The organism is Runella limosa DSM 17973 (genome assembly GCF_000482465.1).
GTDB lineage: Bacteria > Bacteroidota > Bacteroidia > Cytophagales > Spirosomataceae > Runella > Runella limosa.
In genome coordinates this window covers 1-15,280 of the sequence record NZ_AXVJ01000056.1, presented here as the reverse complement: position 1 = coordinate 15,280, position 15,280 = coordinate 1, and the positions used below count along the sequence as shown (strand labels likewise).

Below are 15,280 nucleotides of genomic sequence, written 5' to 3'. Positions count from 1 at the left end.
AAAAGCAATCCAAAAAATTACCAAATAAATGAATCCGATTTTTTCGTTAGAGGGCAAAATCGCCCTCATTACTGGCGGTGGTAGTGGTATTGGCAACGCCATCGCAAAATGTATGATTGCCGCAGGAGGAACCGTCGTAATAACTGGTCGCCGCGAAACCCCACTTCAAGAAGCCGTGGCAGAATTGGGCGAAAAAGCGCATTACGTGGTAAACGACGTTACTGATTTGTCACAATTAGAGGCGTTAGTAGAACACATCGAAACCACGATTGGCCCCATTGATGTATTGGTCAACAATGCGGGTATCAACATGAAAAAACCAGCACTGGAGGTTTCTGACGAAGATTTCCATCGAATTATTCATACTAATTTAAGCGCCGTATTTTCCCTCACTCGGGCTTGTGCCAAACGCATGGTGGCGCGTCAAAGTGGGGCTATTTTGATGATTTCATCCATGGCGGCCTATTACGGCATCGACCGTGTGGTGGCGTATGGAGCTTCAAAGTCGGGCGTAGAAGGGATGGTACAGGTACTTACCTCCGAATTTTCGAAGTTCAACGTTCGCGTCAATGCCATTGCCCCTGGGTTTATCGAAACCGCCATGATGAAAACCGCCATGAGCAGCGACCCCGACCGTATGAACAAAGCCCTCGACCGTACCCCAATGGGTTATTTTGGTAAGCCCGAAGACATTGGTTGGGCGGCAGTCTATTTGTCGTCGGATGCGGCTAAGTACGTGACGGGCGTCTCATTGCCTGTGGATGGAGGCAATTCGATTGGTTTTTAGGCGCTTCCGCACTTCTGGTACGAAAAATGCGTTTAGGTGGGTAAAGTCACTTTTACAACCATTTACCATCTTATGAGAATTGGATTATTACTATCGGTTTTGTTACTGTGGGCGCAAACGCTTTTGGCGCAAGCTACGGTAGCCGTCGCGGCCAAAGATTCGTTGGATATTTTTAAGGAAGGCGCGCCTGCGTCGGTCTTGGAGGCGTACAACGCGCTCTGGAATGATGCCACTCACAAATCATTTTGGAACGAGTTTCAACAGAAATTTGCCGCTGATTTTGACACTAAAAAACAATACGAATTACTCTTTTCTCAAAACATCGACGTTCGAGAAATCGACCTTTTCAACCAACGCCGCAAGCAGCAAGATTTTCTAAAAAATTACCCCGACGCGGCCAAGCTTTCAGAACCGTTCAAACGCTATGTCGAAAACACAATTCGTTGGAACTACTGGTATTGGGTGCTCAATCACGCTGTGGCACGGAGCAATGCCGATACCAAAAACTTGAAAATGTCGTCGTTGCCCGCCGTCATGACCGAAGCATTGGACCCTAAAAAAATCGCGAACGAAGAAGCCTTCCTAACGGCTCCGTACCGTGATTTTTTGGTCGTTTTTGTGACGTATTTCAACTCTCGTGACCATGCTTTTAACAAATATTCCGACATGGGAGCGGCGATGAACGATAAAGCAGCTTTTGCCAAAAAATACTTTGCGGGTTCGCAAGCATTGCCCTATTATTTGTGCCGATTGATGCGTGAAACGTGCCTAAATACACCCAAAGATGCGGTAGTGAGTACGTTGGATTTGTTGAAAACAACGCCACAATCGGAAAAATACACCCGTTTGGCGACCGAGAAATGCAACGAAGTCCTCACGCGCAAAGAGGAAAAGAAACCTGCCGAGGTGGCTTCAAAGGCAGGAAAGGAAGACGAACTTATCATGCAAAATGCCGAAGGAAAAACGTTTCGTTTGTCTGATTTTAAGGGAAAGGTCGTTTATCTTGATTTTTGGGCGAGCTGGTGCGGGCCTTGCCGTGCCGAGTTCCCTCATTCCAAAGCCATGCAAGAGAAGTTGACCGATAAGCAGAAAAAGAAAATTGTGTTTTTGTACGCCTCCATTGACGAAAAAGAAGAGGCGTGGAAAAAAGCATTGGAGCAACTTCAATTGCAGGGTGAAAATGGCCACGTAAAACCCGCTGACAACGCCGCCATGTTGCGTAAATTGATGGTGACGAGCATTCCGCGCTACGTGATTATTGATAAAAATGGTAAAATAATTGCCCCCGACGCGCCACGCCCAAGTTCCCCCGATACGTTGAACGAATTGTTGAAACTGATTGACAACTAACCCTTTTGCTATAAATAATGCAACTCAAGTACGTTGGAATTTCGCTGCTTTTGGCGGCTGCTCTTACTGGACAAGCGCAGAAAAAAACGCCGATTTCGCAGCCTTTGGTATCGCATATTTTCACAGCTGACCCTTCGGCGCACGTTTTTAACGGTAAAATATACATTTACCCATCGCACGATATTGAATCGGATACCAAACGCGACGATGACGGTGGGCATTTTGACATGAAAGACTACCACGTGTTTTCGATGGATGCCATTGATGGAAAAGTAACGGACCACGGTGTAGCGCTTGATATGAAAGATGTTCCGTGGGTGAGCCGTCAGCTTTGGGCGCCTGATGCGGAGTTTAAAAATGGGACATATTACCTCTATTTTCCTGCCAAAGACAAAGAAGATATTTTTCGTATCGGGGTAGCGACGAGCAAAAAACCTGACGGGCCTTTTGTGGCCGAAAAAGAGCCAATCAAAGGAAGTTATAGCATCGACCCGTCGGTTTTTAAGGATACGAACGGTAGTTACTACCTCTATTTTGGCGGAATTTGGGGCGGTCAACTGCAACGTTGGAAAGGAAATACGTATTTGGGAAAAACGGATTATCCCAAAAAAGGGGAGACGGCCTTGCTGCCACGGGTAGCGAAGCTGTCGGCCGATATGAAGAGCTTTGCCGAAGAAGTAAAAGAGGTGAAAGTTTTGGATGAAAATGGCAAACTGCTCATGGAAGATGATAAAGATAAACGTTTTTTTGAGGCAGCTTGGGTACACAAGTACAACGGTAAATACTACTTCTCCTATTCTACAGGCGACACGCACAACATTGCGTATGCCGTCGGGGATAATCCTTATGGCCCTTTTACGTACCAAGGAATTGTCTTAAAACCCGTGCAAGGTTGGACAAATCACCATTCGATTGTGGAATTTAAAGGAAAATGGTACTTGTATTATCACGATGTGCAACTTACGGGAAAAACGCACCTGCGCAACATCAAAGTCACTGAATTAAAGCACAATTCGGATGGCTCTATTCAGACGATTGAGCCTTATAAATAACCTTGCTTTCGTTTCTTTAACCTATCGTTAACAGCCTTTTGCAAGTCATCAACTTGTGAGAGGCTATTGTACTATTCAAACCATGAGGATTCTAAAAACTGTCCTTGGAATTTTGCTGTTGAGCCATGCCCTGTGCGTGGCTCAAATTCGTTTGCCTCGCCTCATTAGCGATGGCATGGTGCTTCAGCGTGACCAATCGCTGCGACTGTGGGGCTGGGCATCTCCCCAAGAGAAAGTGAGCCTTCTGTTTAAAAATGAGCAATACAAAACCCAAGCCGATGCCACGGGCAAATGGGAAATGAAGCTGTCTGCCCAGCCCACAGGAGGGCCCTTTGAATTAGTGTTTCGGGGAACAAATCAAATCAAAGTCAGTAATGTGATGTTTGGAGACGTTTGGATTTGTGCGGGGCAGTCGAACATGGTGATACCGATGGAACGCGTAAAAGAAAAATATCCCGACGATATTGCCTCGGCTAATTATCCTGAAATTCGATTGTTTTTTGTAGCTACTTTGACTGATTTGCAAAAAAAACGCGACGATTTTCCATCAGGAAGCTGGAAAGTGGCCAATCCCAAAGACGTGCTTCAATTTTCGGCTGTTGCGTATTTTTTTGCAAGAAATTTATACGAAAAATACCACGTTCCCATTGGTTTGATCAACGCTAGCGTAGGCGGAACTCCCATCGAGGCGTGGATTGGCGAGGAGGGCTTGGCTAAGTTTCCAGAACTGACCGCCACTTTACAGAAAAATAAAGATAGTCTGTACGTAAAGTCATTGTTGAAACAAATGGCCGCGGCCAATACCCCCCGAAAATCGCAAGACAAAGGCATGAGCGAAACAGTTCCTTGGTATTCAGCAGACTACATTCCGAAAGGATGGCGGCGAATGAACGTGCCTGGTTATTGGGAAGACCAAGGCATCAAAGACTTCAACGGAGTAGTGTGGTACCGTAAAGAAATCGACGTCCCTGCTTCAATGACGGGAGTGTCGGCTAAATTGTTTTTGGGCCGAATTGTGGACGCTGATATTGCCTACATTAACGGCAAACAAGTGGGAAACATTACCTACCAATACCCGCCCCGCCGTTACGAAATTCCAGCGGGAGTATTGAAAGAAGGCAAAAATACCCTCGTCGTGCGGGTGGTCAACCAAGCGGGAAAAGGGGGATTTGTTCCTGATAAAAACTATTCATTGGTTGCCAATGGTCAAGTGCTTGATATTAAGGGAGATTGGTGGTGTAAAGTGGGCGAGGTTTTTCCTCTCGCCAAAGACAATGGAGTGAGTTTTTCTGCCCAAAACCAACCTTCGGCCTTATTCAACGCCATGATAGCGCCGCTGGTATCGACCGCCGCCAAGGGTTTTTTGTGGTATCAAGGGGAGTCTAATACTGGAAATCCCGAGCCTTACCGTGACTTACTTCCTGCCTTGGTGCAGGATTGGCGGAGCCGTTGGGGGCAGGGTGATTTACCTTTCTTTGGGGTACAATTGGCCAATTTTATGGAGGTCGATTATTTACCGTCCGAAAGTCAATGGGCGGTTTTACGTGAGGGGCAGTTAAAACTATTATCGGTTCCCAATACAGCTTTGGTCGTCACGATTGACCTCGGTGAATGGAATGATATTCACCCGTTAAACAAAAAAGACATTGGGTATCGCTTATCATTCGCGGCCCAAAAACTAGCCTACGGCGACCAAAACGTGGTGCATTCAGGGCCACTTTTGGCCTCAGTCACGCCCGAAAACGGTAAAATTCGACTACGTTTTGCTCAAGCAGGTAGTGGCATTATTTCCAAAGACGACGAAGAACTGCGCTGGTTTGCCGTAGCGGGCGCTGATAAAAAGTTTGTGTGGGCGCAAGCGCGTATTGAAGGAAAAAACGAAATTGTCGTTTGGAATGACGCTGTTTCTGCACCTTTGTATGTACGTTATGCGTGGGCAGATAACCCCGAAAATGTCAACTTTTACAACAAAGAAGGTTTGCCCGCTTCGCCCTTCCGAACCGACGAACCTGCAAAACGCTAATGTAGGCGAGACTTGGCAAGTTTTCAAAACTTGCCAAGTCTTTACAAAATACGGCGAGGCGGGTTGTGAGCAACCCTTTGCACGGTCGGGTTTTAAGAAACCCTCAACACCCGACCCCTCAACACCCCCTCCTCATCACTTAACTCTCATAACTCATCGCTAACAATACTCATCTCCAATAATCATGAATTCAATCCGCTTACTTTGTTTTTTTCTAGGCGTATCACTTGCGAGTTTTGCCCAAAAGCAACCTTGGAACGGGAAAAAATGTGCCGTTGTGCTTACGTACGACGATGCCCTGAATGTTCACCTCAACAATGCCATTCCTGCCTTAGATTCGGCGGGTTTTAAAGGTACATTTTATATTTCGGGCTCATTTCCAGGCTTTACCCAGCGCTTGCAAGATTGGCGAAAGGCGGCTCAACGCGGCCACGAGCTTGGAAATCATACCCTGTACCATCCTTGCGATGCGTCCTTGCCTGGACGTCAGTGGGTTAACCCCGAAAACGATTTGAGTAAATACACCCTCAAACGCATCACCGAAGAAATCAAAGTGACCAATGTACTGTTAGAAGCCATCGATGGGAAAAAAAGTCGGACGTTTGCTTATACCTGTGGCGATGCTAAAGTGGGCACGCAGTTTTTTATGGATGGCCTCAAGGGGGAATTGATGGCGGCACGCGGTGTACGGGGCGAAATGCACCCCATTGACCAAATTGATTTGTATAACACCGATGGTTATATTGTCAACAACGATTCAGGGGAAAAAATGATAGCTTTAGTCAAAAAGGCCATTGAAACCAATACCTTACTCGTTTTTGTATTCCACGGGGTGGGAGGAGAGCACTCGCTCGATGTTTCCCTGGCCGCGCACCGAGAGTTGGTTCACTTTTTGAAACAACACGAAAAAGAGATTTATGTAGATACACTCCTTGGCGTCTCTGAATATATCAAGTCAGTCAGAAAGTAATGTGAAACGGTAGATTGCTTTAAATAAATAAAACAACCTCTAAAGAATATATCCATGGTAAAGCTGCTACTTCCGTTACTTTTTGTTAGCCGAGTGATTTTGGCTCAAACTCTCGAACCCGTTGCTTCTAAGGTCTATCAATGGTCAGCTTTAGAGGTAAAACAAAGACCTAAAGGAGAGTTTCGTAGTATTTTGGAAGGCGCCACTCCCCACTTCAAGTTATTCAAAGTACACGCTACAACGGTCAATCCCAAGAGCCGTATGCGAGATACAGAATATACCCAAGAGAACGAAGAATTGATTATTGTCAAAGAAGGGGTATTGACGGTAACGGTCGAAGGAAAGACGAAAGATTTAAAGCCTAGAGGAATTGCCTTGTTGATGTCGGGCGATAAAAGAAGTTTAGTCAATAACAGCGACCAACCCGTTACGTACTATGTATTTCAGCTCAATTCGGTTGAACCGCTTGACATTGAACGAGGAAAAAAAGCGGGTGGCTCATTGCTGCTCAATTGGGATGAGACTGAATTTAAAGGTCATGATAAAGGTGGGCGACGGAATTTTTTTGATCGCCCGACAAGTATGAGCAAGCGATTTGAAATGCACGTAACTACCCTTTCTGGTAACTGGATGAGCCATCCAGCCCATCGTCATCCCGCTGCTGAGATTTTATTGTTGGTCAATAGCCAAGAAGGAGAAGCAGATAGCCAAGCCAAAGAAACCATTGATGGCGTATGGCATGAATCAAAAGTGGGAGATATTATTTTTCTTAATTCAAACGTTCCGCACGGTCTTCAAAATACGAGTAAAGGTTCATGTACTTACTTTGCCTTTCAGTTTGAGTAATTTGCTTTGTGGCTATTTTCAAGGCAATCTACTCATTCCCAAAAAATTAGAAACTTACAGTTGTACTAACTGCGAGAAAAAACCGTTTGTTATGCGTAAAAATTGTACATTTCGGATGTAATTTTACACCTGCCCAATAATAAACGTGTAACAACTAACCTTAAAAAACTATGATGAATCGCAGAGACGCAATTGCGCGCGTGGCACTTCTCATGGGAGGAACTCTTTCAGCGCCTTCGTTGATGGCTTTTGGAGAAGGAACTTCCACCAAACAAGCCCTAGGCGCAGCTTTCAGTCTTACAAGTGCGCAGCGAAGCCTTGTGGCCGAAATAGCGGAGCACATTATTCCTAAAACCAGTACGCCAGGTGCCAAAGAAGCAGGCGTAGGGCCTTTTATTGAAATGATGTTGGCAGATTGCTATAAAGCGCAAGAGCAACAAAACTTTTTGGACGGCTTGGCAGACCTCGACGAGAGAGCAACCAAAGCCCACAGTAAGAAATTTTTGGAAACCTCATCGGCCGAGCAAGTCGCTATTTTGAAGCAAGTCGAAAAAGATACGATTGAATTGATGAAGAGCGCCAACGTACAGCAAGTGAAAGTAGGCGACAACGTGGACAAAGAAGTGATAAGTTCTAAAAAACTCAAAGGAACACCGTTTTGGCGTTTGTTGAAAGAATTGACGCTATTTGGCTACTTCACATCCGAACAAGGTGCGACGCAAGCCCTTGAATATGTGCCTATTCCTGGGCGTTATGATGCGTGTATTCCGCTCAAACCAGGCCAAAAGGCCTACGCGCTTTAATTTTTAAATTCTCCAAATTTCAATTCAAGAGTCCAATGTATTTGAATATAGATGCACAAAAAGAAATGACTTACGATGCTATTGTCGTAGGGTCAGGAATAAGTGGCGGCTGGGCTGCCAAAGAATTAACTGAGCGTGGCTTGCGCGTGCTTTGTATTGAGCGCGGTCGCGACATTAAGCACGTTGAAGGTTATGAAACGGCCATGAAAGCGCCGTGGGAGTTGGCTCACCGTGGCCGCCCCGACAACATGGCTGCCGAAGAATATTGGGCAGGGATGCGTACGGGCTATACGGCCAACGAAGAGCACCGCTACTTGTTTGAAAACGACAGCAAAAACCCTTACCTCGAAACCCGCCCGTTTGACTGGATTCGTGCCTACCACACGGGAGGTCGTTCGTTGTTGTGGGGACGTCAAAGCTACCGTTTCAACGAAGAAGATTTCATGGCCAACGGAAAAGAAGGTGTTGGGGTTGATTGGCCAGTACGTTACAAAGAAATTGCCCCTTGGTACGACTACGCCGAGCGTTTTGCGGGTATCAGTGGTTCGAAAGATGGCCTTTCGGTACTTCCTGACGGACAGTTTTTGCCAGCAATGGAGCTTAACTGCCTCGAAAAACACGTAAAATCGGAAGTAATGAAGAAAATGGGTCGTACAATTACGATTGGACGCGTGGCCCACCTTTCAAAACCTCAAAGCTGGCATACCGCCCTTGGACGTGCCGCTTGTCAGTACCGCAATATGTGTATGCGCGGCTGTCCGTTTGGGGCTTATTTCAGTACGCAAGCGGCGACGTTGCCAGCGGCGATGAAAACCAAACGTTTGACGCTAGTTAATAATAAGATTGTATCAGAAGTAATTTACGACGAGAAAAAAGGCCGTGCGACGGGCGTTCGTACCATCGACCAAAATACCCTCGAAGTAAAAGAATACTACGCAAAAATTATCTTCTTAAACGCTTCGGCGATTCCGTCGGCGTCTATTTTGCTTAATTCTAAATCGAGTCGCTTCCCCAACGGATTGGGCAACGACAGCGATCAAGTAGGCCGCAACATCATGGATCACCACCTTGGAGTAGGTGCTTCGGGAGAGTTTGATGGTTTCCAAGATCAATACTACTTCGGGCGTCGTCCAAACGGGGTGTACATTCCACGCTACCGCAACTGGGGCAATGATAAGCGCGATTACCTTCGTGGATTTGGATACCAAGGTGGTGCAAGCCGCAGTGGCTGGGGCCGTGGCGTAGGTATGGAAGGTTTTGGTGCGTCGTTCAAAGACGATTTGAGTAAAGTCGGCGGCTGGTCGATGGGTATCGGTGGTTTTGGCGAAGTATTGCCAAACGAAAACAACCGCTTCACACTTCACCCTACCAAAAAAGACAAATGGGGAATGCCAATTGTGGTGTTTGACGCCGCTTACGGCGAAAACGAACGCAAGATGCGTAAAGACATGGCCAACGACGCAGCTGAAATGCTCGAAGCGTCAGGTCTTAAAAATGTTCGTTCGTACGATGACACCAGCAAAAACCTCGGAATCGGTATCCACGAAATGGGAACGGCTCGTATGGGTAAAGATCCTAAGACGTCGGTATTGAACAAAAATAACCAGTTGCACGATTGTAAAAACGTCTTTATGACCGATGGTGCATTCATGACTTCAGCGTCTTGTGTGAACCCATCATTGACTTACATGGCATTTACGGCACGTGCTTCTAAGTTTGCGGTAGATGAGTTGAAGAAGAAAAACCTCTAGTTTTCGAGCGTTTTAACGCCTTTTGGTGGCCCAGTTACTTCGGTAGCTGGGCTTTTTTGTGTTTTGGTATATCTATCTCTTATGTGTTTAGTGTGGGTGAAATATAATTATTTGAATGTTTTGTTGATTTTGTGGTTGTGGTATTGAGAAAGAAAATTTTGATAAATTGGCCAAAAGCAGAATAAAATAAAAAATATAACAATTTTCATATATTCTTAAATAATTCAACGTAAATAAACTTAAAAATCAAAAATTTGCAGTTTTTTACTAATAAATACTCAAAAATTATACTAAAAATTTGGATGTTTACAAAAATAGCTCCATGTTTGTATCGGAAAACAAAACCACGTATCGCCCACCTTAAACAAAATAATATTATGCAAAAGCTACAATTACTTGTTTTATGTTTGTTTTCGACGTTTTTGGCTTTTCCTAAGGGAATTGAGGAGAAAAAGTCGGACGCCAAAACAGAAACTAAGACCGAAGCTAAAGTAGAAGCCAAAACGGAGGCTAAAACTGAAGGAGAAGAAGAGAAGAAAGGATCGTTTACATTTTCGGGTTATATCGACTCCTACTATAGCGCCAATTTCAACAAACCAGCTTCACGTTCAAACTTAGGTGCATACTATGCCCGCGTGTTTGATCAGAAGTCAGGACAAATTTCGTTGGGTTTGGTACAAACAAAAATGCAATACAGCAACGAAAAGTCAGATGTAGTTATTGATTTGGCTTTCGGTCCAAACGCTGACCTTGGAAACTACGGAAACTTGCTCGGGCCACTCGGTTCAGGAAGCACAGCGTTGGCCATCAAGCAAGCGTACTTCAATTGGAAAGCATCAAGCAAATTGACGTTCACAGCGGGTCAGTTTGGTACCCACATCGGTTACGAAGTAATTGATGCCCCAGTAAACTTCAACTATTCGTTGTCAAACCTCTTCAACAACGGCCCATTCTATCACGTTGGGGTGAAAGGTACGTACGCTTTCTCTGACAAAGTGTCTTTGATGCTTGGTTTGGTAAACAACGTAGATAATTTGAACGATAACAACCGCAAAAAAGGCTTTATTTCTCAGTTGTTTGTGAATCCTGCTAAAGGCTGGAATGTATATCTTAACTTCATCAACAGCAACGAAGCAAGTACTGACGACCAAGGAAATACGCCAGATGCGCACTATCGTGTAGTTGATTTTGTAACAACACTTCAGGCGACTGACAAACTTTTGATTGGTGCAAACGCAGCATTTGGTTCACAAAAAGGCTCTTACCAAGGTGGCGCTGTTTTGACAGAGTCAACTCCTTGGGGTGGTGCAGCGGGTTACTTGAGCTATGCCGCTTCTGACTTGTTTAGCATCGGTGCGCGTTACGAATACTTCGACAACACAGCAGGTGCTCGTGCGCTTCTCAACCGTCTTGGCAACGGAACATCGGTAAATTCATTGACCCTTACTGGAAACTTTACCGTAGCAGATGGCCACTTGTTGATCAAGCCTGAGTTCCGTATGGATTCATACAAAAAATTGACAGGTGCTGGTGAAAGCGGACAACAACAATTTGAAGATTCAAAAGGTGCTTTCACTAAAAACGCACAGTCAACGCTTGGTCTAGCACTCATTTACAAGTTCTAATAATTGATTTCTATTTTAAGTGGAGCCTTCAACGCCTCCACTTAAAATCCTTGATAACTATTAAAGTACAACCAAAACCAGTCAAGTAAATCTATGAAAAATTTAATCCCACTCGTGATTTTGCTGGTAGTTAGCCTCTTAGGAGTCTTAATGCCAGCTATCCCAACCCAAATTGTAACCGAAGGGTTAAATTCAGGCGATATGGCCTGGATGCTTGTTGCTACGGCGTTCGTATTGTTGATGACACCTGGCTTGGCCTACTTCTACGGAGGTATGGTAAACCACAAAAACGTTATCTCAACAATGCTTCAGAGCTTTATTGCAATGGGCGTAATCAGTATCGTTTGGGTTGTCGTTGGTTTTAGTTTGGCTTTCGGTGATTCAATCGGTGGCTGGGTAGGAAACCCTATGACATTCTTTATGTTCAATGGTGTATTAGACGGAAAGCCTTGGTCATTGGCGCCTACTATTCCATTGGCATTGTTTGCATTCTTTCAATTGAAATTTGCGGTAATCACGCCTGCGCTTGTTACAGGTTCTTTGGCAGAGCGTATCAAATTCCGTTCTTATATTTTGTTCATGGTGTTGTTCAGCATTTTCGTATATGCTCCTTTGGCACACTGGACTTGGCACCCAGAAGGTTTCTTGTTTAAGCTTGGTGTACTTGACTTTGCGGGTGGTACTGTAGTACACATGTCGGCAGGTTGGGCAGCGTTGGCGGGTGCGTTGTACTTGAAGCGTCGTCGCTCACACGAAGAAGCGAACTTTTTGCCACCAGCCAATATCCCTTACGTATTGTTAGGAACAGGTTTGTTGTGGTTCGGATGGTTTGGATTTAACGCAGGTTCGGCCGTAGGTGCAGGTCCATTGGCAGTTTCAGCCTTGGCAGCTACCAACACCGCCGCTGCTGCTGCAGGTTTGGCGTGGGTATTGTTTGATACAGCAAAAGGCAAAAAGCCATCAGCACTTGGTTTCTCAATTGGAGCCGTTGTAGGTTTGGTTGCGATTACACCTGCTTGCGGATTTGTGACTATTCCACAATCAATCTTCATCGGTACTATTTCATCAATGGTATCAAATTACTTGGCACACCTTCGTACTAAAACTACTTTGGACGATACGCTTGACGTATTCCCTTGCCACGGTGTAGGTGGTATGATGGGTATGATCATGACGGGTATCTTTGCTTCAAAAGGCGTAAACGGAGCGGTTGTTGACGAAGGGTTGGCGTACGGAACATTTACCCTTTTCAAAAACCACATGATTGCCCTTGTGTTGGTGTCGGTATTCGCTTTTGTAATGTCTTATGTTATTTTAATGATTACAGACTTCATCGAGCCACTTCGTGTATCAGAAGAAGACGAGAAAGTTGGGTTGGATATTAGCCAACACGATGAATTCTTGGTAGAAGCTTAAAAACCAAATAGAAAAGTTACAACGAGACCACAGAGGGCATGCCCTATTTACTGTGGTTTTGTTGTACTCGTTGAAGCTACTGGCATTGCTGGTAGCTTCATTTTTTTTGTAGCATAGAATAGAGTAAAGCCAACAATAGAGCTTTCTGTTTGAAGAGCTCTATTTTTTGTAAAAAACATGAATTTTTAATTAAAATGTGTTTATTTTGGAATACAAATGCCGAAAAACTGAGTTATTTTTATATCCAAAATGGCTGACGCTACACAAAAATGGGAGCAATCATCATCAATATCGGACTGTGTTTGTGGGCGAGTGTGCTTTGCTTTCGCTTTAAAAAAGACAGCTACCCCTACTATTTAGGGGCTATTTTTGTGATTTTAGGCATTCACCAAGCGTTTGAGTTGCTCCCAATCGGTATGATTAAAGGCTTTATGCGCTGGATTCCCGAAACACTGTTATTATTGATTCCCGTGGCCCTTGTACAGTCGGTTCGGACTGCTTTGGGTCACACAGAGGCGTTTTCGGCCAAGTGGTTGCTGGTGCCAGCGGGCTTGTATGTGAAGGCGTTTTCTTACATGTATGCTGCTGGAATGGTTCAACATGATAATTTTTACCAAAGCACGTTCTTCTTTACGGCACTCGGAGGTGCTTTTCTGTTTAATGTCGGTACGGCAATATACCTTGAGACTTTAGTATTTAAACATTACGAAATAGCTACCAAAGATAAACTTTTTTATAGTATCCAAGGGTTGATTGGTGGTATATTGACATGTATTTTAATCATGGGAATTGAGGTCTTCTTCGTTTTACCCCAATATGTCTCTTTAACCGTAGTAGGTTTAATTAGCGCACTGACTATTTTAGCCGTGACAATGGAATGGTTTCAAGCGGGCGTTCCTGCGGTATCGTTGCCTATTGAAGTCAAAGATGAGCGATTTCACGCCGTTCGCATTGCAAGTGCGACCAATACCCTTAGTCCGAAAAAAGAATTAGCGCCAGAGTTGAGAGAAGAATACGTACAGCGCGTAAAAGAAGCCCTTGAAACCAAAGAATTATATCTAAATGTTAAGTTGTCTCTTAGCGAGTTTGCCAAAGAAATTGGCATGAATCCGCACCACTTATCCTACATCATTAACCGCGAATGGGAGCTTAATTTTAATGAACTTCTAAATGTATATCGTATCAACCGTGCCAAGCAGCTGTTGTTGGAACCTGGCAACGAAACAGCCACTATGTTTGCCATTGCGATCGACTCAGGCTTTAATTCGGAGTCGTCGTTCTACACCGTTTTCAAAAGAAACACGGGTCTTTCTCCCAAAAAATTCAAAGATTCCATAAAATCTACTTCAGAATTATAATTTTAGAGTGTTTGTTGCGCATTTGTATGTTCATTTGTACTACATGCTTTACCCGAACTTTGGTCAAAAAAATATGCCATAAAGCAAGTTTGTTTCATAGACCAATGAGTATGTACTAAAATGAAAATCAATTTTAATATCCAACCATCCGAAAAATGGCTGGATGATCTCGCAAGGCAGTTAGGTACAACCCCCGAAACTGCGACAACATTTACAATGCGTTATGAAGACTCTTTTTTGAGGGTCAACACGGTGCCTTATAACAAAAACTTCATTCCATTTGTTGGAAAATTGGTGACTCAGCAACCATTGGGTTTTTGTAAGGAGAATTTTGGGACAAATGAGTATTGGACGCTCCAATTAATCAAGTCGTCTCGAAAACACAAGTTGGAATTAAGAAACGACTCAGGAGAAGTAAGGTTATTTGAATCATATACCTCTGGCGTGTTTTTTAGTTCAAGTATGATAGTCGATTTGGAGTTAGAAGCTAACCAAGAAACTACTGTACTGTCGGTAAACTTACACAGAGATTGGCTGTGCGAGCAACTGGGGGTTAACGAGTCGGCGGCTGAACCTGATGAAGTTAAGTTACGGGAGTTATTGATGTCAGAATCGGCGAATTTTTTGTGTATTAGTAGTTATCCCGACTGGATTGACGATTTGGCTGAACACGTAGAGGCATTCAACTGGAAATTGGTGTTGCAAGCAAGGTGTATGCAGTTGATTGCGGATTTAAGTTCGCAGTTGAAAGGAAAAAAGTCGGTTGCCTGCCAGTTGAATGAGCAGGATTTACAGAAAATTGAGGCTATTGAAGCGCAATTTTTTGGACTAAACATGATTTTGCCCTCTATTGATTTTTTGGCAAAGGAGGCGGGTATGAGTGTCTCAAAATTTAAGAAATGTTTCAAAGTTCGTTTTGGTGCTTCCCCGTATGAGTACTACTTGAACCTGAAACTTGTGCTAACCGCTAATTATTGGACACGTAAATGATAGAAAGTTAGAGACTTCAAGCACAGATTTTTGTCTTATTTTGAGTTAAATTTTTCATGTCAATGTTATGTTTGAGCAAATACTTGTAAGGGCTTTGAAAGTTGATTCCTCCATGTATTCTCTCGAAATTATAAAAACTTCTAAATTCCTCCAATGTTTCTCGAGCTTGCTTCAAATCGTCAAATTCAAACCTCTGACATACAGAGCTTTCCATGATGGAATGGTAGGCTTCGATGTGCGCATCTTGTTGGGGTGTTGCAGGTTTTGTGAATTCTTGTTTGACTTGTTTATCTCGAAAATATTGTTGGA

13 protein-coding genes are annotated in these 15,280 nt (G+C 44.1%); 12 read left to right on the top strand and 1 reads right to left on the bottom strand.

Annotated features, from left to right (window positions below; all coding sequences use genetic code 11):
- Positions 1–28: 28 nt before the first annotated feature.
- The 12 genes from K339_RS0105660 to K339_RS0105600 all read left to right on the top strand — a co-directional run bounded on the left by K339_RS0105660 (position 29) and on the right by K339_RS0105600 (position 14,971).
- The gene (locus tag K339_RS0105660; protein ID WP_028522745.1) at positions 29–787 is read left to right on the top strand and encodes an SDR family NAD(P)-dependent oxidoreductase; all 759 of its coding nucleotides are present in this window, start codon (positions 29–31) and stop codon (positions 785–787) included.
- A gap of 72 nt (positions 788–859) precedes the next feature.
- A complete protein-coding gene (locus K339_RS35760) occupies positions 860–2,137 on the top strand; it encodes a TlpA family protein disulfide reductase (protein ID WP_051397826.1) in 1,278 nt (425 codons plus the stop codon).
- A 17-nt stretch (positions 2,138–2,154) separates the two neighbouring features.
- Positions 2,155–3,189 carry a glycoside hydrolase family 43 protein gene (locus K339_RS0105650; protein ID WP_028522744.1) on the top strand — a complete coding sequence of 345 codons (1,035 nt, stop codon included), beginning with the start codon at positions 2,155–2,157 and terminating at the stop codon, positions 3,187–3,189.
- 82 nt (positions 3,190–3,271) lie between these two features.
- Positions 3,272–5,212: a sialate O-acetylesterase gene (locus tag K339_RS0105645; protein WP_028522743.1), complete on the top strand. Its 1,941-nt coding sequence runs from the start codon at positions 3,272–3,274 to the stop codon at positions 5,210–5,212.
- Between the two features lie 184 nt (positions 5,213–5,396).
- Complete coding sequence (locus tag K339_RS0105640) at positions 5,397–6,182, top strand: polysaccharide deacetylase family protein (RefSeq protein WP_028522742.1); 786 nt, start codon at positions 5,397–5,399, stop codon at positions 6,180–6,182.
- A 54-nt stretch (positions 6,183–6,236) separates the two neighbouring features.
- On the top strand, positions 6,237–7,028 hold the full coding sequence (locus K339_RS0105635) for a cupin domain-containing protein (protein ID WP_028522741.1): 792 nt from the start codon (positions 6,237–6,239) through the stop codon (positions 7,026–7,028).
- Positions 7,029–7,198: 170 nt separating this feature from the next.
- Complete coding sequence (locus K339_RS0105630; protein ID WP_310586597.1) at positions 7,199–7,831, top strand: gluconate 2-dehydrogenase subunit 3 family protein; 633 nt, start codon at positions 7,199–7,201, stop codon at positions 7,829–7,831.
- A 35-nt stretch (positions 7,832–7,866) separates the two neighbouring features.
- Positions 7,867–9,582: a GMC oxidoreductase gene (locus tag K339_RS0105625; RefSeq protein ID WP_028522739.1), complete on the top strand. Its 1,716-nt coding sequence runs from the start codon at positions 7,867–7,869 to the stop codon at positions 9,580–9,582.
- A 377-nt stretch (positions 9,583–9,959) separates the two neighbouring features.
- Positions 9,960–11,207, top strand: coding sequence for a porin (locus K339_RS0105615; RefSeq protein ID WP_028522738.1), 1,248 nt, complete (start codon positions 9,960–9,962; stop codon positions 11,205–11,207).
- A 93-nt stretch (positions 11,208–11,300) separates the two neighbouring features.
- The gene (locus K339_RS0105610; RefSeq protein ID WP_028522737.1) at positions 11,301–12,623 is read left to right on the top strand and encodes an ammonium transporter; all 1,323 of its coding nucleotides are present in this window, start codon (positions 11,301–11,303) and stop codon (positions 12,621–12,623) included.
- Between the two features lie 269 nt (positions 12,624–12,892).
- Positions 12,893–13,981 carry a helix-turn-helix domain-containing protein gene (locus tag K339_RS0105605; RefSeq protein WP_028522736.1) on the top strand — a complete coding sequence of 363 codons (1,089 nt, stop codon included), beginning with the start codon at positions 12,893–12,895 and terminating at the stop codon, positions 13,979–13,981.
- A 120-nt stretch (positions 13,982–14,101) separates the two neighbouring features.
- Complete coding sequence (locus tag K339_RS0105600) at positions 14,102–14,971, top strand: helix-turn-helix domain-containing protein (RefSeq protein WP_028522735.1); 870 nt, start codon at positions 14,102–14,104, stop codon at positions 14,969–14,971.
- Positions 14,972–14,987: 16 nt separating this feature from the next.
- Here the strand turns inward: K339_RS0105600 and K339_RS32660 are convergent.
- The coding region (locus K339_RS32660; RefSeq protein WP_037299342.1) for an integrase core domain-containing protein at positions 14,988–15,280 on the bottom strand (293 nt) is incomplete at its 5' end.